A 21293-nucleotide genomic window follows, 5' to 3' on the forward strand; every position below is an offset into this window, starting at 1 on the left:
GATGCGCGCCGGACGAAGACGCCTGGCCCTCGCCGCGTGCGTGCTGTGCGCGATCGGCGTCGCCGTCGGCCTGGTGCTCTACGCGCTGAACAGCAACCTGGTGTTCTTCTACTCGCCCTCGCAGGTGGCCGCGAACGAGGCGCCGGCGCAGCGCGTGTTTCGCATCGGCGGCCTGGTCGAGCGCGGCAGCGTGCGCAGCGACGGCCTCGATGTCGCCTTCGTCGTCACCGACACCGCGCATTCGGTCGCGGTGCGCTTTCGCGGCGTGCTGCCCGATCTGTTCCAGGAGGGCCGCGGCGTGGTCGCGCAGGGCCGGCTCGCGGCCGACGGCGTATTCCTCGCGCACGAGGTGCTGGCCAAGCACGACGAGACCTACACCGCGCCGGCGGCGGCCCGCGCGCTGAAGGCGGCGGAGGCCAGGCCTTGATCGCGGCGATCGGCCATGGCGCGCTGTGGCTGGCGCTGCTCGCGGCGCTGCTGCTGGGCAGCCTGCCGCTGGCCGGCGCCGCGCGTTCGCGCGCGGCCTGGATGCGTGCCGCGCGGCCGCTCGCCATGGCGCACGCGGCGCTGCTCGCGCTCGCGTTCGCGAGCCTGGTCGCGGCCCTGGTGCAGCTCGATTTCTCGCTGGCCTACGTCGTCGCCCACGCGCACCAGGCGCTGCCGCGGGCCTATCGCGTCGCGGCGGCCTGGGGCGGCCACGAGGGCTCGATGCTGCTGTGGGTGCTGATGCTCGCCGGCTGGACGCTCGCCGTCGCGCTGCGCCCCGGCGCGCTGCCCGCCGCGATGCATGCGCGCACGCTGGCGGTGCTGGGCTGGGTCGGCGCGGGCTTCGCGCTGTTCCTGCTGCTCACCTCGGACCCGTTCGCGCCGTCGGTCGGCGCGCCGCGCGACGGCCGCGACCTCAACCCGCTGCTGCAAGACGCCGGCATGCTGCTGCATCCGCCGCTGCTCTACATGGGCTATGTCGGCTTCGCGGTCGCGTTCGCGTTCGCCGTGGCCGCGCTGATCGGCGGCCAGGCCGACGCGGCCTGGGCACGCTGGACGCGGCCGTGGACCACCACCGCCTGGGCCTTTCTGACGCTGGGCATCGCGCTGGGCAGCTGGTGGGCCTACGGCGAACTCGGCTGGGGCGGCTGGTGGTTCTGGGACCCGGTCGAGAACGCCTCGCTGATGCCGTGGCTGGCCGGCACGGCGCTGATCCATTCGCTCGCGGTGACCGAGAAGCGCGGCGCGCTCACCGCCTGGACGCTGCTGCTCGCGCTGCTGGCGTTCGCGCTGTCGCTGCTCGGCGCCTTCCTCGTGCGCTCGGGCGTGCTGAGCTCGGTGCATGCCTTCGCCAGCGATCCGGCGCGCGGGCTGTTCATCCTGGTGCTGCTGGCGGCGCTGATCGGCCCGGCGCTCGCGCTCTACGCCTGGCGCGCGCCGCGCCTGGCCGCCGGCGGGCGTTTCGACGCGGTCTCGCGCGAATCGGTGCTGCTGCTCAACAACGTGCTGCTGCTCGTCGCCGCCGCCTCGGTGCTGCTGGGCACGCTGTATCCGCTGGCGCTCGATGCCTTCGGGCTCGCCGCGGTGTCGGTCGGCCCGCCCTACTTCGAGACCTTGCTGCTGCCGCTGTTTGCCGCACTCGCAGTGCTGCTGGGCATCGGCCCGCTGGCGAAGTGGAAGCGCGCCGATCTGCCGGCGCTGTGGCAGCGGCTGCGCTGGGCCGCGCTGGCCGCGCTGCTGGCGGGGCTGTCGGCCGCGGTGGTGGCCGAACGGCTGTCGATCGGCGCCGCGCTGGGCGTCGCGCTCGCGCTGTGGATCGCCGCCGGCATCGCGATCGACGCACGCGCCACGCCGCGACCGGCCCGCGCGCAGTGGGGCATGTGGCTCGCGCACCTCGGCGTCGCGGCGTTCGCGCTGGGCATGGCGCTGGCTGGTGGCGAGCAGCAGCGCGACGTGCGCCTGGCGGTCGGCGAGTCGGTCGAGCTCGGCGGCCTGCGCTTCACGTTCTGGGGCGTGCGCCCGCTCGCCGGACCCAACTTCGAGGGCGTGCAAGGGCTCGTCGAGGTCGCGAGCGGGGAACGATCGCTCGCGCGCCTGCTGCCCGAAAAGCGCGTCTACCGCGTGCAGCGCCAGCCGATGACGGAGGCGGCCATCGACGCTGGCCTTGCGCGCGACCTCTACGTCTCGCTCGGCCAGCCGCTCGCCGGCGGCGCATGGACGCTGCGCCTGGCGGTCAAGCCCTTCGTGCGCTGGATCTGGGGCGGCTGCGCGCTGATGGCCCTGGGCGGCCTCGTCGCGGCCAGCGACCGGCGTTATCGCCGCGGCGCGCGGCGCGACGCGGCCTTGGCGCCGGCCGCCGTGCTGGAGCCGTCGGCGTGAGGCGCTTCTGGCTGCCGCTGCTGGCGTTCGCGGCACTCGTCGCGCTGCTCGCCGCCGCGCTGTGGCGCCCGCCAGCGCCGCCCGGCGGCGCGGCGATGGTCGGCCAACCCGCGCCCACCTTGCGGCTGGCGCGGCTCGACGCGCCGCAGCGCTCGCTCGGCCGCGACGACCTGCTCGGGCGGCCGTGGGTGCTCAACGTGTGGGCCTCGTGGTGCGCGCCGTGCCGGCAGGAGATGCCGGCGCTGAAGGCATTGGCCGCGACCGGCCACGTGCCCGTGGTCGGGCTGAACCACAAGGACGAAGCGGCGCAGGCATCCGCCTGGCTGGCGCGCGAGGGCGACCCGTTCGTCGCGAACTTGGTCGATGCGGACGGCCACGCCGGCCTCGAATGGGGCGTGGTCGCAGTGCCCGAGACCTTCGTGATCGACCGCGACGGCATCGTGCGCTTCAAGCACAGCGGCGTGCTGACCGAGGCGCTGGTGCGCGAACGTCTGCTGCCGCTGCTGGAGAGCCTGGGTGGCTAGCCGGCGCTGGCCATGGCTCGGCGTGCCGCTGCTGTGGCTGGTGCTGGCGGCCGGCGTGATCGCGGCCGGCGTGCAGGCGGCAACGACGCCGGCCGACGCCGAGCTCGAGGCGCGCATGCTCGCGCTGACGGCCCAGATGCGCTGCCTCGTCTGCCAGAACGACTCGGTGGCCCATTCGAGCGCGCCGCTGGCGGCCGACCTGCGGCGCGACGTGCTCGAGCGCCTGCATCGCGGCGAAGACGAGGCGCAGATCGCCGCGGCGCTGCGCCAGCGCTACGGCGACGCCCTCTTCTACCGGCCGCCGCTGCGTACCGGCACGCTGCTGCTGTGGCTGGCGCCGGCCGTGCTGCTCATCGCCGGCCTGGGCGCGTGGGCCGGCGTGCTGCGACGCCGGGCGCGGCCGGGCCCGCCAGGCGCGCCCGACAGCGGCTTGTGAGCGCCGTCCTACAGCCCGTCACGTCTCCCTCCCACTGTCGCGGCGCGCCGATGCGCCTAGGCTTGTCCTCACAGGCAGCCGCACCGTGCGTGCTGTCCGCCATGTCGAGGAGAGCCACATGCTGCATTACGCCATCGTCTTCTTCGTGATCGCGCTGATCGCGGCCTTGTTCGGCTTCGGCGGCATTGCCGCCGGGGCGGCGGGCATCGCCCAGATCCTGTTCGTGGTGTTCCTGGTGCTGGCCATCGCCAGCTTCATCATCAACGCCTTCCGCGGCAGATAGCGCCCGCGCACCGAGGAGCAAGCCATGAGAACCACTGTCGCCACCCAGGCGCCCAACGGGGTGCTGGGCCAGCTGCCCTCGGCCAGCGTCGACCTGATGCATCGCGCAGGCGATGCCGTGCGCGACGAGGCCCGGGCACTGAGCACGCGCACCCAGCAGTACGTGCAGGACGAGCCGCTGAAGTCGCTGATGATCGCCACCGCCTTCGGTGCGATGCTGACCGGCTTGATCGCCCTGGGCGCGCTGATGATGCGCCGCCACTGATGAAACCCTGCAACCCCGCCGAAGGGCTGGCGCGGGCGCCGCGTGTCGGAGCTGTCCTACACGGCGCCCGCCCGCGTCCGCCATAGACTCCTCACCGGTTCGATTCCTGAATGCAATCTCCCGGCCGGTGTCATGACAGCGCTCCAAGCCTTCATCGTCGAAGACAACCAGGTGATCCGCGAAAACCTCGCGGCGGCGCTGGAGGAGCTGGTCCCGCTGCAGGTGGTCGGGCAGGCCGAGGACGTGCCCAGCGCGCTCGGCTGGCTCGATTCGGGCCATCCCTGCGACGTGGTCATCATCGACGTCTTCCTGCGCGAAGGCTCGGGCATCGACCTTCTGCGTGCGCTCGCGCAGCGCGAGCACCGCGCCGAGCGTGTCGTGCTGACCAACTACGCCACGCCGGACATCCGCCGCCGCTGCCTTGAACTTGGCGCCAGCCAGGTGTTCGACAAGTCCTCGGACATCGAGGCGCTGGTGGCCTACTGTGCGCAACTGGCCCGGCCCAACTGAATTGAATGGCCGCGCCGCACCGAGGGCTACTGGATCAGCCCGTTTTTCAAGGCGTAGTAGGTCAGGTCGCTGTTGCTTTCGAGCTTGAGTTTCTCGAGCACGCGTGCCCTATAGGTGCTGACGGTCTTGACGCTCAGGCACATGCTGTCGGCAATGTGGCTGACCGTCTCGCCCTGCGCCAGGCGCAGGAACACCTGCAGCTCGCGCTCGCTGAGCGCCTCGTGGGGCGGCCGGTCGCCGCCGGCGGCCATGCCGTCGACCAGCAACTCGGCGACCTCGGGCGTCACGTAGCGCCGCCCGAGGGCCAGGGTGCGGATCGCCGTGGCGATCTCCTCCGGGTCGCACTCCTTGTTCAGGTAGCCGCTGGCGCCCTGGCGCAGCAGCGTCACCGCGTAGTGCGCCTGCGGAAAGCCGCTGAGGATCAGCACCGGCAGATCGGGCCGGCGCGCCTTGATGGCCGCCAGCGCGTCGATGCCGTTCTGGTCGGGCATCGAGATGTCGAGCAGCAGCACGTCGATCTCGCCTCCGCGCACGAGCTCGAGCGCGTCGCGGCCGTTGGCGCCCTCGCCGGTGACGCGAAAGTCCACCTGCTCCGAAAGGAACTGGCGCAATCCGGTGCGCACAATGGCGTGATCGTCGACGATGCCGATGCGGATCATGGCTGCGAGGAACGGAGCATGGATCGTGCAAAGCAGTGTACGGCGCCACCCGGAGCGCGGCATGGCGGGCTTGCCTGAGCGGCTTCGGCGCCTGACGCGCAGCCGGCTCGCCGCGCCGATCGCGCTGGCGTTCGCGGTGATCGTCGTGACGATCAACGAGATCGGCTACCAGCGGGTGCGCGAGTCGACCCAGGCACGCGACGAGGCCTTGCAGGTGCGAGTGGTCGTCAACCGCCTGCGCCTGCTGGTGGCCGACGCCGAGTCGGCGCAGCGCGGCTTCCTGCTGACGCAGCGCGACGACTACAAGGAGCCCTATTCGGTCAACCTCGGCGAGCTGCTCGCGGTGATCGAGCGCGTGAAGGTCCTGGCCGCGCAGCGGCCTGCACACCGCGAGTCGCTGGAGATGCTGGCGGCGGCGGCGGAAAAGAAGCTCGACGAGATGCGCGAGGTGATCCGGCTGGTCGAGGCGGGGCAGCGCGACAACGCGCTGTCGCTCCTGCTGACCGACATCGGCCGCGAGCAGATGGTGGTCATCGACCGACTCGTCGCGCAGGTGGCGGCGGCCGAGACCGCCGCCTTCACGGCCGCCGGCGAGCAGCGCGACCGCGCGATGATGATCGGGCGCGTCGGCATCGCGGTGCTGGTGCTGCTGTGCCTGGCGGCGGTGTTCACCGCGCTGCGGCTGGCGCACGAGCGCGAGCGCGAGCGCCTCGAGCGCCAGGCCGAGCTGCAGGGCGAGCGCGACAAGCTGGAAAGCGAGGTCGAAAGCCGCACGCGCGAACTCACCGAACTGGCGAACCACTTGCAGACGGTGCGCGAGGACGAGCGCAGCCACCTCGCACGCGAACTTCACGACGAGCTCGGTGGCCTGCTGACGGCCGCCAAGCTCGATGTCGCGCGGGTCAAGAACCGCCTCGGCCCGGCCACATCGCCCGAGGTCGCCGAGCGCCTGGCGCACCTGGTGAAGTCGCTCGATGCCGGCATCGCGCTCAAGCGGCGCATCATCGAAGACCTGCGGCCCTCCTCGCTCAGCAACCTCGGGCTGAACCCGGCGCTGCAGATCCTGTGCGCGGAGTTCGCCAAGCGCAGCGAGATCCAGGTGGACACGCGGCTGGACGAGGTCCGCCTGCCGCCCAACCGCGCCCTGTCGGTCTACCGGCTCGTGCAAGAGGCGCTGACCAACGTGGCCAAGTATGCGCAGGCGCGCCGCGTCGAGGTGAGCCTCGAGGCCGCCGACGGCCGCGTGGTGGTGCGCGTGACGGACGACGGCCGCGGCTTCGACACCGCCGGCCTGCGATCCGGCGGACACGGCCTGGCCGGCATGCGCTTTCGCATGCGCTCGGCCGGCGGCGCGATGGTGCTGTCATCAGCACCCGGACGCGGCACCGTCATCGAGGCGACGCTGCCGCTGTCCTGAGCGCGGGGTGCGGTCCAGTCCTACATGCGCGGTCGATCGCGGCCGACACGGCGCGGTGACGCGCCCCCCTAGAGTGAACCCAAGGGTGTCGATGCCGATGCCCGGCCGCGAGGCCCCCGGGTCCGCGGTGCGCGCGGGACGAAGGTGGGCCGTCCTGGCGCGTCGGAAGGATTCGCTTCGCCCGCCGAGGAGAGGTTCAATGAACTGGGATCGCATCGAAGGCAACTGGAAGCAGCTCAAGGGCAAGGCCCTCGAGCAGTGGGGGCGCTTGACCAATGACGACCTCGACGTCGTTGCGGGGCGCCGGGACCTGCTGGCCGGCAAGATCCAGGAGCGCTACGGCGTCGCCAAGGACGAGGCCGAGCGCCAGATCTCGGCGTGGGAAGACAGCGCCTCGGACGACTGGTTCAACGGGGCTCGCCGTTGAGGCCTGAGGCTTCGTCAGCCTGAGCACCCGTCTTGAATTGCGGCCGGCCGCCACCGCGAGGTGCGCGGCCGGTTTGCGTTGTGCCGGCCGTGGGCTTTGGCCGCTGCGGCGTTCGCCGGACGCACACGGCCTGTCAGCGCCGTCCGACACGGCAAACCGTTGGGCGCCGACCTGCGCCGCGACGGGCCGCACCTATCGTTTCTTCATCGCCGCAGCGCGGCGTCAACCGAAGGAGTGATCGATGAACGCACGAACCACGTCTCGTCCGCTGACGGCACTGAGCGCCGTGGCGGCGCTGCTGGCGGCCACGACGCTGGGCGCCTGCAACCGTGCCGACGACTCGCGCACCGCCGGCGAACGGGTCGACTCCGCGACCGCTTCTGCCGAACGCAAGATGGACGACGCCCGCCAGGAAGCCAATCAGGCGGCCGGCGAGATCAAGAGCGAGGCCAAGCAGGCGGCGAACGACATCAAGAGCTCGGTGAGCGACGCCACGATCACGGCGTCGGTCAACGCCAAGCTCGCGGCCGACAAGGAGCTCAGCGCACTGCGCATCAATGTCGACACGTCCGACGGCCGCGTGGCCCTGCGCGGCACGGCGCCGAACCTGGCCGCGCGCGACCGCGCGACGCAGATCGCGGCCGCGGTCGAGGGCGTCCGCAGCGTCGACAACCAGCTGCAGATCAGGTCGAGCTGAAGGCACGCCGAAGGAGATCGCGCATGAACGACCACCGCACCGCGGCGCCTCAGCGCCTGGCCCTTGACGAGACCGCCCTCAGCGCGGCCCGCCAGGATGTCTTCGACGGAGCCGTCACCCCGACCTACGGACCGTGGCGCGATGACATCCTCCAGCTGCTCAATGACGCCTTGGCCACGGAGCTGGTGTGCGTCCTGCGCTATCGCCGCCACCATTTCACCGCCGTGGGCCTGGAGTCGCCCAAGATCGCCGAGGAGTTCCTCGTGCATGCCAACGAGGAACTCGCGCACGCCGACCGCATCGCGCGGCGCATCGTGCAGCTGGGCGGCGAGCCCGACTTCCAGCCGAACTCGCTGCTCGAGCGCAGCCACGCCGGCTACGACGAGTCGCGCCAGCTCGAATCGATGATCCGCTCCAACCTCGTGGCCGAGCGCGTGGCGGTCGAGAGCTATCGCCAGATGGTCCAGCTGCTGGCGGACAAGGATCCGACCACGCGCCGCCTGATCGAGGACGTGCTGGCCGAGGAAGAGCGGCACGCCGACGAACTGCGCGACTGGCTCGACCGTTGAGAACCTGTGTCACCTTGAGAAGGAGATTGCCATGAAAGCACGCATCCTGATGGCCGCGATCGTCTCGGCCGCTTCGCTGATCACCCTGCCCGCCTGTACCGTGATGCGCGACCAGCAGACCGCCGGCGCCTACGTCGACGACGCGGTCGTGACCTCGCGCGTGAAGGCCAAGTTCGCCGAGGACAAGACCGTCAGCGCGATGGCGATCAGCGTCGAGACGCTCAATGGCGTGGTGCAGCTCTCGGGCTTCGCCAAGAGCAACGACGAACGGATGATGGCCGAGAAGCTGGCACGTTCGACCTCGGGTGTGGTTGCGGTGCGCAACGACATCATCGTGCGCAGCTGAGCGAACTTCCGCTTTCGCTCGAAGGCCCGGCGACGGCAAGTCGCCGGGCCTTTTTCATCGCGCCTTGTAATCCGCTCGCCCAGCGTCGGCCTTGATCCGGCGCAAGCCGGCGCGAACGCGCGCGGCGACTACTCCTTGCGAACGATGGCCGGCGTGGCGCCATCGTTCTTGCGCCGCGCGGCGCGGGCCCCACCGAAGGATGTTCGCTGCGCTGCTCGACGGCGAAAGTGAGGCATCCGTGGAAAGGAAGCCTCATGGCCTCGCCATCTGCCCGACCGTCCCGCCAAGCCTGGAGCGTGCTCATCGTCAGCACGCTGGCGTTCACCGTCTGCTTCATGGTGTGGATGATGTTCGGCGTCATCGGCATCCCGCTGAAGCAGTCGCTGGGCCTCAACGCGACGCAGTTCGGGCTGCTCACCGCCACGCCGGTGCTGACCGGCTCGCTGATCCGCGTACCGCTGGGCATCTGGACCGACAAGTACGGCGGACGCGTCGTGATGACGCTGCTGATGGCGGCCACCGTGCCGGCCATCTGGCTGATGGCCTATGCCACCGAGTACTGGCAGTTTCTCGCCATCGGCCTGTTCGTCGGCCTGGCCGGCGGCTCGTTTTCGGTCGGCACGCCCTACGTCGCGCGCTGGTTCCCCAAGCAGCGCCAGGGCATGGCGATGGGCGTCTACGGCGCGGGCAACTCGGGCTCGGCGGTCAACAAGTTCGTCGCGCCGGCGCTGCTCGTCGCCTTTGGCTGGACCATGGTGCCCAAGGTCTATGCCGCGGTGATGCTGGGCGCGACGATCCTGTTCTGGCTGTTCAGCCACCACGATCCCAAGCATCTGGTGCCGAGCAACACGCGCTTCGTCGACCAGCTGCGCATGCTGAAGGATCCCCGGGTCCTCAAGTACTGCCAGTACTACAGCATCGTGTTCGGCGGCTACGTCGCGCTCGCGCTGTGGATGGTGCAGTACTACGTCGGCGAGTACGGCCTGGACATCCGCGCCGCGGCGCTGCTGGCGGCGTGCTTCTCGCTGCCCGGCGGCGTGCTGCGTGCGGTCGGCGGCGTGCTGTCGGACAAGTACGGCGCCCACAAGGTCACCTGGTGGGTGATGTGGGTGAGCTGGATCTGCCTGTTCCTGCTGTCCTACCCGCAGACCGCGTTCACCGTGACCACGGTCAACGGCCCGGCGAGCTTCACGGTGGGCCTCAACGTCTACGCCTTCACGGCGCTGATGGCGGTGCTGGGCGTGGCCTGGGCCTTCGGCAAGGCCAGCGTGTTCAAGTACATCGGTGACGAGTACCCGCACAGCATCGGCACCGTCAGCGGCATCGTCGGCCTGGCCGGCGGGCTCGGCGGCTTCGTGCTGCCGATCATGTTCGGCGCCCTGCTCGACCTGACAGGCATTCGCTCCAGCGCCTTCATGCTGATGTACGGCGTGGTCTGGGTCTCGCTGATCTGGATGTACTGGACCGAGGTGCGCAAGACCGAAGTCATCGGCCCGCATGCGGCCCCCTCGCCCCTGGTGCGCGCCTGAAGCGCATCGCTTCCCCCGAAGGTGAACTCATGACCTCCCGCTCCCTGGCCGCCCAGGCCGGTCGCACGCTGACCGTCTGGACGCCCGAAGACAAGGCCTTCTGGCAGCAGCAAGGCGAAGCCATCGCCAAGCTCAACCTGTGGATCTCGGTGCCGGCGCTGTTCGTGTCGTTCGCCGTGTGGCAGGTCTGGAGCGTGGTCGCCGTCAGCCTGCCCGGCCTGGGCTTCAAGTACTCGACCAACCAGCTGTTCTGGCTGGCCGCGGCGCCGGCGCTGTCGGGCGCGACGCTGCGCATCTTCTACTCCTTCATGATCCCGCTGGTGGGCGGGCGGCGATGGACGGCGATCTCGACCGCCTCGCTGCTGATCCCGGCGCTGGGCATCGGCTTCGCGGTGCAGGACAACACCACTTCGTACCCGACGATGCTGGTGCTGGCGCTGCTGTGCGGCCTGGGCGGAGGCAACTTCAGCTCCAGCATGGCCAACATCAGCTACTTCTTCCCCAAGGACCGCAAGGGCTCGGCGCTGGGCGTCAACGCGGGGCTGGGCAACCTGGGCGTGTCGGTCGTGCAGTTCCTGAGCCCGATCGTCGTCACGGTCGGCGTGCTGGGCGTGTTCGGCGGCGAGGCGCAGACCATCGTCAAGAACGGCCAGGCCACCCAGGTCTGGATGCAGAACGCCGCCTTCATCTGGGTGCCGTGGATCGCGATCACCTCGATCGCCGCCTGGTTCGCGATGAACGATGTGGCCGACGCCAAGGCATCCTTCGCCGCGCAGGCCGAGATCTTCGTGCGCAAGCACAACTGGCTGATGTGCGTGCTGTACCTCGGCACCTTCGGCTCCTTCATCGGCTTCGCGGCGGGCTTTCCGCTCCTGATCAAGAGCCAGTTTCCGCAGGTCAACCCGCTCGCCTATGCCTGGCTCGGCCCGCTGGTCGGCGCGCTGGTGCGGCCCTTCGGCGGCTGGCTGTCCGACAAGCTCGGCGGCGCGCGCGTGACGCTGTGGGACTTCTGGCTGCTGGCCGCGGGCGTGCTCGGCGTCCTGTACTTCCTGCCCAAGGGCGCGGGCACCTACGCGCTGGGCTTCGGGCCCGTCGACGGCAGCTTCGCGGGCTTCTTCGCGAGCTTCCTGGTCCTGTTCGTCGCCACCGGCATCGGCAACGGCTCCACCTTCCGGATGATCCCGGTGATCTTCAACACGCTCAAGCAGCGCGAAGCGCGCGCCACCGACGCGGCCGCCAAGGCCCAGGCGCTCAAGGAAGGCACCGTGCTCGGCGCGGCGGCGGTCGGCTTCGCCGGCGCCTTCGGCGCCTACGGCGGCTTCTTCATCCCCAAGAGCTACGGCACCTCGATCACTGCCACCGGCGGCCCCGAGGCCGCGCTGTGGGTCTTCTTCGCCTTCTACCTGGCCTGCGTCGCGATCACGTGGTGGTTCTATGCCCGCCGCGACGCCGAGATGCCCTGCTGACCCGACAAGGAAGAACCAGACATGAGCCACTTCCTCGACCGCCTGACGCACTTCACGCTGCCCAAGGAGAACTTTGCCGACGGGCATGGCGTGACCACCGGCGAAGACCGCACCTGGGAGGACGCCTACCGCAACCGCTGGGCGCACGACAAGATCGTGCGCAGCACGCACGGCGTGAACTGCACCGGCAGCTGCTCCTGGAAGATCTACGTCAAGGGCGGCATCGTCACCTGGGAAACCCAGCAGACCGACTACCCGCGCACCCGAGCCGACCTGCCGAACCACGAGCCGCGCGGCTGCGCCCGCGGCGCCTCGTACTCGTGGTACCTCTACAGCGCCAACCGCGTGAAGTACCCGATGGTGCGCGCCCGCCTGCTCGAGCGCTGGCGCGCCGCGCTCAAGCTCGCCAGGTCGCCGGTCGACGCCTGGGCGAGCATCGTCGAGAACCCGCAGGCGCGGCGCGACTACCAGCAGGTGCGCGGCATGGGCGGCTTCGCGCGCAGCAGCTGGGACGAGGTCAACCAGCTCATCGCCGCGGCCAACGTCTACACGATCAAGCAGCACGGGCCGGACCGCATCATCGGCTTCTCGCCGATCCCGGCGATGAGCATGGTGAGCTACGCCGCGGGCAGCCGCTACCTGAGCCTGATCGGCGGCGTGTGCATGAGCTTCTACGACTGGTACTGCGACCTGCCGCCGGCCAGCCCGCAGATCTGGGGCGAGCAGACCGACGTGCCCGAGTCGGCCGACTGGTACAACTCGAACTACATCATCGCCTGGGGCAGCAACGTCCCGCAGACGCGCACGCCCGACGCGCACTTCTTCACCGAGGTCCGCTACAAGGGCGCCAAGACGGTGGCGGTGACGCCCGACTACTCCGAGGTCGCCAAGCTCGCCGACCTGTGGCTGCATCCCAAGCAGGGCACCGACGCCGCGCTCGCGATGGCGATGGGCCACGTGGCCTTCAAGGAGTTCTATTTCGACAAGCGCAGCGCGTACTTCGACGACTACGCGCGCCGCTACACCGACCTGCCGCTGCTGCTGACGCTCGAGGAGAAGACGCTGCCCGACGGCCGCAAGACCCTCGTGCCGGGCCGCTACCTGCGCGCCAGCGACTTCAACGGCAAGCTCGGCCAGGTCAACCATCCCGAGTGGAAGACCGTGGCCTTCGACACCGCGGGGCGCGCGGTGCTGCCCAACGGCTCGATCGGGTTCCGCTGGGGCCCCGACGGGCGCGCCGACGCCGGCAAATGGAACCTCGAGGCCAAGGAGGCCCGCCACGGCGCCGACGTGAGGCTCAAGCTCTCGGTGCTGGAAGACGGCGAGCAGGCGCACGAGGTCGTCGATGTCGCGTTCCCCTACTTCGCCGGCGCCGAGGTGCCGCACTTCCAGGCCAGTCCGCAGCAAGGCGGCGAGATCCACCTCGCCCGCGTGCCGGCGGTGCACCTGCGCCTGGGCAAGGCCGGCGAGGAGCGTCACGCGCTGGTGGCGACCGTGTTCGACCTGCAGGCGGCGCAGTACGGCATCGACCGCGGCCTGGGCAGCGGGGCTGCGAGCTATGACGACGACGCGCCCTACACGCCGGCCTGGCAGGAGCGCATCACCGGCGTGCCGCGCGCGCAGGTGATCACCGTCGCGCGCGAGTTCGCCGCCAACGCCGACAAGACGCAGGGCAAGTCGATGGTGATCATCGGCGCGGCGATGAACCACTGGTACCACGCCGACATGAACTACCGCGGCGTGATCAACCTGCTGATGCTGTGCGGCTGCATCGGCCAAAGCGGCGGCGGCTGGGCGCACTACGTGGGTCAGGAGAAGCTGCGCCCGCAGACCGGCTGGACCGCGCTCGCCTTCGCGCTCGACTGGGTCCGCCCGCCGCGCCAGCAAAACAGCACCAGCTTCTTCTACGCCCACACCGACCAGTGGCGCTACGAGCGCCTGGGCGTCGACGAGATCCTCTCGCCGCTGGCCGACAAGGCCGCGTTCGGCGGCAGCCTGATCGACTACAACGTGCGCGCCGAGCGCATGGGCTGGCTGCCGAGCGCGCCGCAGATGAAGACCAACCCGCTGCAGCTGGTGAAGGACGCGCACGCGGCGGGCATGGACCCGAAGGACTACGTGGTCCGCGGCCTGAAGGACGGCACGCTGCAGATGAGTTGCGAGGACCCGGACGCGCCCGAGAACTGGCCGCGCAACATGTTCGTCTGGCGCAGCAACCTGCTGGGCTCCAGCGGCAAGGGCCACGAGTACTTCTGCAAGCACCTGCTGGGCACCGAGAACGGCGTTCAAGGCAAGGACCTGGGCCCCGACGATGCCAAGCCGGGCGAGGTCAAGTGGCACGACAAGGCCCCCGAAGGCAAGCTCGACCTGCTGGTCACGCTCGACTTCCGCATGAGCACGACCTGCCTGTACAGCGACATCGTGCTGCCCACGGCCAGCTGGTACGAGAAGAACGACCTCAACACCAGCGATATGCACCCCTTCATCCACCCGCTGTCGGCGGCGGTGGACCCGGTGTGGCAGTCACGCTCCGACTGGGAGATCTACAAGGGCTTCGCGCGCGCCTTCAGCGAGGTCTGCCGCGGCCACCTCGGCGTCGAGAAGGAGGTCGTGCTCACGCCGTTGATGCACGACACGCCGGGCGAGCTGGCGCAGCCTTTCGAGGTGCGCGAGTGGAAGAAGGGCCAGTGCGATCTGGTGCCCGGCAAGACCGCGCCGCAGATCGCGGTGGTCGAGCGCGACTATCCGGCGGTCTACGAACGCTTCACCTCGCTCGGACCGCTGATGGCCAAGGTGGGCAACGGCGGCAAGGGCATCGCCTGGAACACGCAGACCGAGGTCAAGCAGCTCGGCGAACTCAACGGCACCGACGCCGCCGGCCGCCCGCGCATCGTGACCGACATCGACGCCTGCGAGGTCATCCTGCAGCTCGCGCCGGAGACCAACGGCCACGTCGCGGTCAAGGCCTGGGAAGCCTTGAGCAAGGCCACCGGCCGCGAGCACGCGCATCTGGCGCTGCACCGCGAGGACGAGAAGATCCGCTACCGCGACGTGCAGGCGCAGCCGCGCAAGATCATCAGCAGTCCCACGTGGTCGGGCCTGGAGAGCGAAAAGGTCTCCTACAACGCCGGCTACACCAACGTGCACGAGCTGATCCCCTGGCGCACGCTGACCGGGCGCCAGCAGTTCTACCAGGACCACCCCTGGATGATCGCCTTCGGCGAGGGCTTCTCGAGCTACCGCCCGCCGGTGGACCTGAAGGCCACCGCCGAGATGCTGCAGCGCAAGCCCAACGGCCACAAGGAAGTGGTGCTGAACTTCATCACGCCGCACCAGAAGTGGGGCATCCACAGCACCTACTCCGACAACCTGATCATGCTTACGCTCAACCGCGGCGGGCCGGTGATCTGGCTCAGCGAGGACGACGCGCGCGAGGCCGGCATCGAGGACAACGACTGGGTCGAGCTGTTCAACGTCAACGGCGCGATCGCCGCGCGCGCGGTGGTCAGCCAGCGCGTGAAGCCAGGCATGACCCTCATGTACCACGCGCAGGAAAAGATCATCAACACGCCCGGCTCGCAGATCACCGGCGTGCGCGGCGGCATCCACAACTCGGTGACGCGCATCGTCACCAAGCCGACCCACATGATCGGCGGCTACGCGCAGCTCTCGTACGGCTTCAACTACTACGGAACCATCGGCACGAACCGCGACGAGTTCGTGGTGGTGCGCAAGATGAGCAAGGTCGACTGGCTCGACACGCCGCGCGACGACCACCTGGCGAAGGCGTACCAGTCTCAAGGAGAGAACCCATGAGCGGGCTTGCTCCCTCTCCCGCGCGCGGGAGAGGGCTGGGGTGAGGGCCGTGCGCGGGCCGTCCCGAACCCTCACCCCCACCCTCTCCCGCCAGGCGGGAGAGGGAGTCATCCGAATCGGAGCCAAGCAATGAAAGTACGCGCACAGATCGGCATGGTGCTCAACCTCGACAAGTGCATCGGCTGCCACACCTGCAGCGTGACCTGCAAGAACGTGTGGACCAGCCGTCCGGGCGTGGAGTACGCCTGGTTCAACAACGTCGAGACCAAGCCGGGCATCGGCTATCCCAAGGAGTGGGAGAACCAGGACAAGTGGAACGGCGGCTGGGTCCGCAAGAAGGACGGCTCGATCGAGCCGCGCCAGGGTGGCAAGTGGAAGCTGCTGATGCGCCTGTTCGCCAACCCCAACCTGCCCGAGATCGACGACTACTACGAGCCCTTCACCTTCGACTACGACCACCTGCAGTCGGCGCCGGAGATGAGGGCCGCGCCCACCGCGCGCCCGCGCAGCCTGATCACCGGCCAGCGCATGGAGAAGATCGAGTGGGGCCCGAACTGGGAAGAGATCCTGGGCGGCGAGTTCTCCAAGCGCTCGAAGGACCGCAACTTCGAAGACATCCAGAAGGACATCTACGGCCAGTTCGAGAACACCTTCATGATGTACCTGCCGCGCCTGTGCGAGCACTGCCTCAACCCGGCGTGCGTGGCCTCGTGCCCGAGCGGCAGCATCTACAAGCGCGAGGAAGACGGCATCGTCCTGATCGACCAGGACAAGTGCCGCGGCTGGCGCATGTGCGTCTCGGGCTGCCCGTACAAGAAGATCTACTACAACTGGAAGAGCGGCAAGGCCGAGAAGTGCATCTTCTGCTATCCGCGCATCGAGGCGGGCCAACCCACCGTGTGCTCGGAGACCTGCGTCGGGCGCATCCGCTACCTCGGCGTGCTGCTCTACGACGCCGACCGCATCGCGCAAGCCGCCAGCGTCGAGAAGGACACTGACCTCTACCCGGCGCAGCTCGACTGCTTCCTCGACCCGCATGACCCGGCCGTGATCGAGCAGGCGCGCCGCGATGGCGTGCCCGACAACTGGCTCGAAGCCGCCAAGACCAGCCCGGTGTGGAAGATGGCCGTGCAGTGGAAGGTCGCCCTGCCGCTGCACCCCGAATACCGCACGCTGCCGATGGTCTGGTACGTGCCCCCGCTGTCGCCGATCACCGCCGCGGCCAACGCCGGCCACGTCAGCGCCAACGGCGAGATCCCCGACGTGCGCCAGCTGCGCATTCCGGTCAAGTACCTCGCCAACCTGCTGACCGCGGGCGACACGCAGCCGGTCGAGCGCGCGCTCGAACGCATGCTCGCGATGCGTGCCTACCAGCGCGCCAAGCATGTCGACGGCGCGGCCAACCGCGCTGCGATCGAGCAGGTCGGCATCAGCGAGGCCGAGGTCGAGGAGATGTACCGCGTGATGGCCATCGCCAACTACGAGGACCGCTTCGTCATCCCGACCACGCACCGCGAGTACGCCGAGAACGCCTTCAACGTGCGCGGCGGCTGCGGATTCTCGTTCGGCAACGGCTGCAGCGAAGGCACGACCGAGACCAGCCTGTTCGGCAGCGAGAAGAAGCGGACCATTCCCATCAAGGCGGAGATCTGAACCATGCCCTTGCTCAACTCTCCCCGCCGCATGAGCCATAGCCTGCGCGCGCTCGCCTGGCTGCTGCGCTATCCCGACGACGAGATGCGCGCCGCGCTGCCTGCGCTGAGCGAGGCGCTGCACGACGAGCGCGCGCTGATCGCCGGGCGCCTGGTCGAGCTCGACGACCTGATCGACCGCCTCGCCCATGCGCCGGCGCTGCGCGCCGAGTCCGACTACGTCGAGCTGTTCGACCGCGGCCGGCGGACCGCCTTGCACCTGTTCGAGCACGTGCACGGCGACAGCCGCGAGCGCGGCCAGGCCATGGTCGACCTGGCGCAGACCTACGAGCGCGCCGGCCTGCTGCTCGCGCCCGGCGAGCTGCCCGACTACCTGCCGGTGGTGCTCGAGTTCGCCAGCACGCAGCCGCAGGCCGAGGCGCGCGAGTTCCTGCGCGAGACCGCGCACATCGTGCGTGCGCTGTTCACGGCGCTGCTCGAGCGGCGCAGCGCCTACGCGAGCGTGGCCGCCGCGGTGCTCGACCTCGCGGGCGAACGCTGCGACAAGGTGACGCTTCCCGAAGAGCCCAGCCTCGACGAGAGCTGGGCCGAGCCCGAGGCCTTCGGCGGCTGCTCGACCCAGGGCCAGTCGCGTCCGGGCCAGCCGCAGCCGATTCGCGTCGTGCGGCCGCAGCCTGCGGCCACGCGCAGCGCCGCCTGACAAGGAGCCACGATGAATGCGCTCAACAACTTCCTGTTCGTCGTCTACCCCTACATCTGCCTCGCGGTGTTCCTGATGGGCAGCCTGGCGCGCTTCGACCGCGACCAGTACACGTGGAAAAGCGACTCCTCGCAGCTCCTGCGCGGGCGCAGCCTCAAGTGGGCCAGCAACCTGTTCCACGCAGGCATCCTGTTCCTGTTCGTCGGCCACACGGTCGGCATGCTGACCCCGCATGGGCTCTACGAGCACTTCATCACGCCGGCGCAAAAGCAGCTGCTGGCGGTGGTGGCCGGCGGCGTGGCGGGCACGATCTGCTTCATCGGCCTGACGGGCCTGATCTGGCGCCGCGTCAGCGATGCGCGGGTGCGGCTCACGAGCCACCGCACCGACCTCGCCATCTTGCTGATCCTGTGGCTGCAGTTGAGCCTCGGCCTGATCACCCTGCCCTATTCGCTGTCTCACAGCGACGGCTCGGTGATGCTGATCCTGTCCGACTGGGCGCAGCGCATCGTCACGCTCAATCCCGACGCCAGCGCGCTCGCCGCGATCGCCTGGCCCTACAAGGTCCACATGGTGCTGGGCATGACGATCTTCCTGCTGTTCCCGTTCAGCCGGCTGGTGCACGTGTGGAGCGGCCTGGCCTCGGTGGCCTACCTGCTGCGGCCGTACCAGATCGTGCGCTCGCGCCGGCTGAACCTGCCGGCCGAGCGCCGCCCTGCCGCCGGGCAGGCGCACAAGCCTGCCGCACGGCAGCCCGAAACGACTCGCGCGCCACTGCTGGGGGCACAGCGCGCGACGCAAAGGGGGCACCAATGAACGCCGCCGCGATCAACGGCGTTCCGATCGCCGCGGCCCACGAACTGCTCGACAGCGAGCGCCTGCGCCAGCGGGCCCACCTCGAACTGCTGCGCCAGGAGGCGATCGCGCAGGGGCTGCTGGCCGCCGCCGACCCGGCGCCGCGCGACGAGGCGATCAGCGAAGCCGCGAGTGCCGCGATCGAGGCCTTGCTCGAGCGCGAGCTGCCGCGCCCGGTCGCGGATGACGAGGCCTGCCGCCGCTACCACGCCGCCCACGCGCAGCGCTATGCGCACGGCGAGCGCGTGCGCGTGCGCCACGTGCTGTTCGCGGTCACGCCGGGGGTCGACGTGAGCGCGCTGCGCACTCGCGCCGAAGCCTGCCTGATCGACCTGCGCGCGCGCAGCCGCGAGGAGATCGCCGCGGCCGGCGGCGGTGGCGACCGCTTCGCCGACGCCGCCGCTCGGTGGTCCAACTGCCCCAGTGGCGCCCAAGGCGGCGACCTGGGCTGGCTGCGCCGCGAGGACTGCGCGCCGGAGTTCGCGCACGAGGTGTTCGCGCACAGCGAGATCGGCGTGCTGCCGCGCCTGGTGCACAGCCGCTTCGGCCTGCACGTGGTGGAGGTGCTCGCCCGCGAGGCGGGACGCCAGCGCGCCTTCGAGGAAGTGCAGGCCGAGGTTCGGCTCGCGCTCGAGCGCCAGGCCTTTGCGACCGCGCTGCGCCAGTACCTGCAGCGCCTGGCCGCTGCCGCCTGCGTGGAAGGCGTCGATCTCGACGGCAACGAATCGCCGTTGCAGCAGTAGCGCATTGCGCCATGCCAGACGAGCTGATCGAGCGGCTGAGGCGCTTCCACGACGACGCGTTTCCGAAGTACCGCTCTCATTTCCGCCTGCTGGTCGACGACGGCCAGCATCCGCTGACCCTGTTCATCGGCTGCAGCGACTCGCGACTCGTGCCCTACCTGCTCACCGGCGCGCAGCCGGGCGAGCTGTTCCTGGTGCGCAACGTCGGCGCCTTCGTGCCGCCGCACGATCAGTCGCAAGGTTTCCACGGCACCGCGGCGGCGATCGAGTTCGCGGTGCTCAACCTCGATGTGCACCGCATCGTCGTGTGCGGCCACAGCCACTGCGGTGCGATCCGCGCGCTCTACGGCGACGTGGCGCCGCAGGCGCGGCACCTGGCGCAATGGCTCGAGCTGGGCCGCGAGGCCGCATTGCCGGTTGCCGATCCGGGGCCCGAGGTCCTGCGGCGCACCGAGCAGCGCGCCGTCGTGCTACAGCTCGAACGGCTGATGGACTACCCGATGGTGCGCGAGCGCGTCGAGGCCGGCCGATTGAGCCTCCACGGCTGGCACTACGTCATCGAGGACGGCGAAGTGCATGTCTTCGACGTCGTGCGCGGCGGCTTCGTGCCGGCCTCGCAGTCCGAGCACGCCGGCACGGGTCCGTACCGCGTGAGCGACCCCGGCGCCAACGCGGACTTGCTCGACGCGAGCGGCGTGCCCTGCGGCCTTTGAATTGTGCCGACGGCCGTGTTTCGAGCCGCGTTGTCGGCGAGGTTTGGCCCACGTCAAGGACAGCAGCGCCGCGGCGAACTACGGTTGCGGCAATCGTCTTTCGAAGCTCTCGCCATGCCCACGAACCCTCTCTTCGACCTGCTGGCCGCGCGCCAGCTCGCACCCTTGCGCCTTGGCGGGCGCACGCTGCTGCCCATCGTGCAAGGCGGCATGGGCGTGGGCGTGTCGGCGCACCGGCTGGCCGGCAGCGTCGCGGCGCACGGCGCCGTGGGCACGATCTCCTCGGTCGACCTGCGTCGCCACCACCCGGACCTGCTGGCGCGCAGCCGCGAGCTCGGCCCGGGGCCCGAGAAGAAGCGCGTGATCGACGCCGCGAACCTCGAGGCGCTGCAGCGCGAGATCGCCGCGGCGCGCAAGCTGTCGCAAGGTCGCGGTCTGCTCGCGGTCAACGTGATGCGTGCGGTCGGCGAGTACGCCCCCTCGGTGCGCACCGCGCTCGAGGCCGGCATCGACGCGGTGGTCGTCGGCGCGGGGCTGCCGCTGGACCTGCCCGAGCTCGCGCGCGAGCATCCGAGGGCGCTGCTGGTGCCGATCCTGTCCGACGCGCGCGGCGTCGCGCTGGTGGTCAAGAAGTGGGAGCGGCGCCAGCGCCTGCCCGATGCGATCGTGATCGAGCATCCGGGTCTGGCCGGCGGCCACCTCGGCGCGGCCAAGGTCGATGACCTGCGCGATCCGCGCTTCGACTTCGAACGCGTGATTCCGCAGACGATCGAGTTCCTGCGCAGCGCCGGCATCGAGCGCGAGGTGCCGCTGATCGCCGCCGGCGGCGTGCGCCGCTTCGAGGACATCGCGCGGCTGCAGTCGCTCGGCGCCGCGGCGGTGCAGCTCGGCACGCCCTTCGTGGCCACTGAGGAATGCGATGCCGATCCGGTCTTCAAGCGCGTGCTCGCCGAGGCGCGCGACGAGGACCTGGTCGAGTTCGTCAGCGTCGCCGGCCTGCCCGCGCGCGCGGTGCGCACGCCGTGGCTGGAGCGCTACCTGCAGGCGCTGCCGCGGCTGCAGGCCACGGTCCATGCGAAGTCGCGCTGCACGCTGGCGTTCGACTGCCTCGCGCAATGCGGGCTGCGCGACGGCCTGATCGGATGGGGCCAGTTCTGCATCGACCGCCAGCTGGCCGCCGCGCTGCGCGGCGACCTGGCCAAGGGCCTGTTCTTCCGCGGCACCGGTGAGCTGCCGTTCGGCAGGCAGATCGCGAGCGTGCGCCAGCTGATCGAGCGGCTGCTCACGCCCGGCGTTGCACTGGGCACGCCGGCCGCCGCTTGA

General features: G+C 70.1%; 22 protein-coding genes. 21 read left to right on the top strand and 1 reads right to left on the bottom strand.

From position 1 onward, the window contains the following. The first annotated feature begins 1 nt into the window (after nt 1). The 7 genes from ccmE to ACO2TI_RS11775 all read left to right on the top strand — a co-directional run bounded on the left by ccmE (nt 2) and on the right by ACO2TI_RS11775 (nt 4381). Complete coding sequence (gene ccmE, locus ACO2TI_RS11745) at nt 2-427, top strand: cytochrome c maturation protein CcmE (protein WP_423284511.1); 426 nt, start codon at nt 2-4, stop codon at nt 425-427. Next, nucleotides 424-2364, top strand: coding sequence for a heme lyase CcmF/NrfE family subunit (locus ACO2TI_RS11750; protein ID WP_423284512.1), 1941 nt, complete (start codon nt 424-426; stop codon nt 2362-2364). The genes ccmE and ACO2TI_RS11750 overlap by 4 nt, the downstream gene beginning before the upstream one ends. Continuing rightward, a complete protein-coding gene (locus tag ACO2TI_RS11755; protein WP_423284514.1) occupies nt 2361-2888 on the top strand; it encodes a DsbE family thiol:disulfide interchange protein in 528 nt (175 codons plus the stop codon). Before ACO2TI_RS11750 ends, ACO2TI_RS11755 begins: the two co-directional genes overlap by 4 nt. Continuing rightward, nucleotides 2881-3324 (top strand): cytochrome c-type biogenesis protein, encoded by a 444-nt coding sequence (locus tag ACO2TI_RS11760; RefSeq protein WP_423284515.1) that lies wholly within the window; start codon nt 2881-2883, stop codon nt 3322-3324. The genes ACO2TI_RS11755 and ACO2TI_RS11760 overlap by 8 nt, the downstream gene beginning before the upstream one ends. Before the next feature lie 118 nt (nt 3325-3442). Next, nucleotides 3443-3607 (top strand): DUF1328 domain-containing protein, encoded by a 165-nt coding sequence (locus tag ACO2TI_RS11765; RefSeq protein ID WP_423284517.1) that lies wholly within the window; start codon nt 3443-3445, stop codon nt 3605-3607. Between the two features lie 24 nt (nt 3608-3631). Then, the gene (locus ACO2TI_RS11770) at nt 3632-3871 is read left to right on the top strand and encodes a hypothetical protein (RefSeq protein WP_423284519.1); all 240 of its coding nucleotides are present in this window, start codon (nt 3632-3634) and stop codon (nt 3869-3871) included. Between the two features lie 132 nt (nt 3872-4003). Beyond that, a complete protein-coding gene (locus ACO2TI_RS11775; RefSeq protein WP_423284520.1) occupies nt 4004-4381 on the top strand; it encodes a response regulator in 378 nt (125 codons plus the stop codon). 26 nt (nt 4382-4407) lie between these two features. On the opposite strand, the gene ACO2TI_RS11780 is transcribed toward ACO2TI_RS11775, so the two are convergent. Next, nucleotides 4408-5040 carry a response regulator gene (locus tag ACO2TI_RS11780; RefSeq protein WP_423284522.1) on the bottom strand — a complete coding sequence of 211 codons (633 nt, stop codon included), beginning with the start codon at nt 5038-5040 and terminating at the stop codon, nt 4408-4410. Between the two features lie 61 nt (nt 5041-5101). Here ACO2TI_RS11780 and ACO2TI_RS11785 point away from each other — a divergent pair, with 61 nt between their 5' ends. The 14 genes from ACO2TI_RS11785 (at nt 5102) to ACO2TI_RS11850 (ending at nt 21293) form a co-directional block, all read left to right on the top strand. Then, a complete protein-coding gene (locus ACO2TI_RS11785; RefSeq protein ID WP_423284525.1) occupies nt 5102-6457 on the top strand; it encodes a CHASE3 domain-containing protein in 1356 nt (451 codons plus the stop codon). Between the two features lie 199 nt (nt 6458-6656). Beyond that, on the top strand, nt 6657-6884 hold the full coding sequence (locus ACO2TI_RS11790; protein ID WP_423284527.1) for a CsbD family protein: 228 nt from the start codon (nt 6657-6659) through the stop codon (nt 6882-6884). A gap of 241 nt (nt 6885-7125) precedes the next feature. Beyond that, a complete protein-coding gene (locus tag ACO2TI_RS11795; RefSeq protein ID WP_423284528.1) occupies nt 7126-7581 on the top strand; it encodes a BON domain-containing protein in 456 nt (151 codons plus the stop codon). Between the two features lie 23 nt (nt 7582-7604). Then, complete coding sequence (locus tag ACO2TI_RS11800) at nt 7605-8150, top strand: ferritin-like domain-containing protein (protein ID WP_423284530.1); 546 nt, start codon at nt 7605-7607, stop codon at nt 8148-8150. A gap of 31 nt (nt 8151-8181) precedes the next feature. Beyond that, a complete protein-coding gene (locus ACO2TI_RS11805; protein WP_423284532.1) occupies nt 8182-8496 on the top strand; it encodes a BON domain-containing protein in 315 nt (104 codons plus the stop codon). Between the two features lie 254 nt (nt 8497-8750). After that, nucleotides 8751-10025: an MFS transporter gene (locus tag ACO2TI_RS11810; RefSeq protein ID WP_423284535.1), complete on the top strand. Its 1275-nt coding sequence runs from the start codon at nt 8751-8753 to the stop codon at nt 10023-10025. Between the two features lie 29 nt (nt 10026-10054). Further along, nucleotides 10055-11491, top strand: a complete 1437-nt coding sequence (locus tag ACO2TI_RS11815) for an MFS transporter (protein WP_423284537.1) — start codon at nt 10055-10057, stop codon at nt 11489-11491. A gap of 21 nt (nt 11492-11512) precedes the next feature. After that, a complete protein-coding gene (locus ACO2TI_RS11820) occupies nt 11513-15307 on the top strand; it encodes a nitrate reductase subunit alpha (RefSeq protein ID WP_423284539.1) in 3795 nt (1264 codons plus the stop codon). Between the two features lie 129 nt (nt 15308-15436). Continuing rightward, nucleotides 15437-16960: a nitrate reductase subunit beta gene (gene narH / locus ACO2TI_RS11825; RefSeq protein WP_423284541.1), complete on the top strand. Its 1524-nt coding sequence runs from the start codon at nt 15437-15439 to the stop codon at nt 16958-16960. Nucleotides 16961-16963: 3 nt separating this feature from the next. Beyond that, entirely contained in the window at nt 16964-17659 is a 696-nt protein-coding gene (gene narJ / locus ACO2TI_RS11830) for a nitrate reductase molybdenum cofactor assembly chaperone (protein WP_423284543.1), read from the top strand. Nucleotides 17660-17671: 12 nt separating this feature from the next. Continuing rightward, on the top strand, nt 17672-18475 hold the full coding sequence (gene narI, locus ACO2TI_RS11835; protein ID WP_423284545.1) for a respiratory nitrate reductase subunit gamma: 804 nt from the start codon (nt 17672-17674) through the stop codon (nt 18473-18475). Next, nucleotides 18472-19257 carry a peptidylprolyl isomerase gene (locus tag ACO2TI_RS11840; protein WP_423284546.1) on the top strand — a complete coding sequence of 262 codons (786 nt, stop codon included), beginning with the start codon at nt 18472-18474 and terminating at the stop codon, nt 19255-19257. The genes narI and ACO2TI_RS11840 overlap by 4 nt, the downstream gene beginning before the upstream one ends. An 11-nt stretch (nt 19258-19268) precedes the next feature. Further along, a complete protein-coding gene (locus ACO2TI_RS11845) occupies nt 19269-19970 on the top strand; it encodes a carbonic anhydrase (protein ID WP_423284548.1) in 702 nt (233 codons plus the stop codon). A 114-nt stretch (nt 19971-20084) separates the two neighbouring features. Continuing rightward, nucleotides 20085-21293: an NAD(P)H-dependent flavin oxidoreductase gene (locus ACO2TI_RS11850; protein WP_423284550.1), complete on the top strand. Its 1209-nt coding sequence runs from the start codon at nt 20085-20087 to the stop codon at nt 21291-21293.

The organism is Caldimonas sp. KR1-144 (assembly GCF_049446155.1).
In the GTDB taxonomy this organism is placed as follows: Bacteria; Pseudomonadota; Gammaproteobacteria; order Burkholderiales; family Burkholderiaceae_C; genus Rivibacter.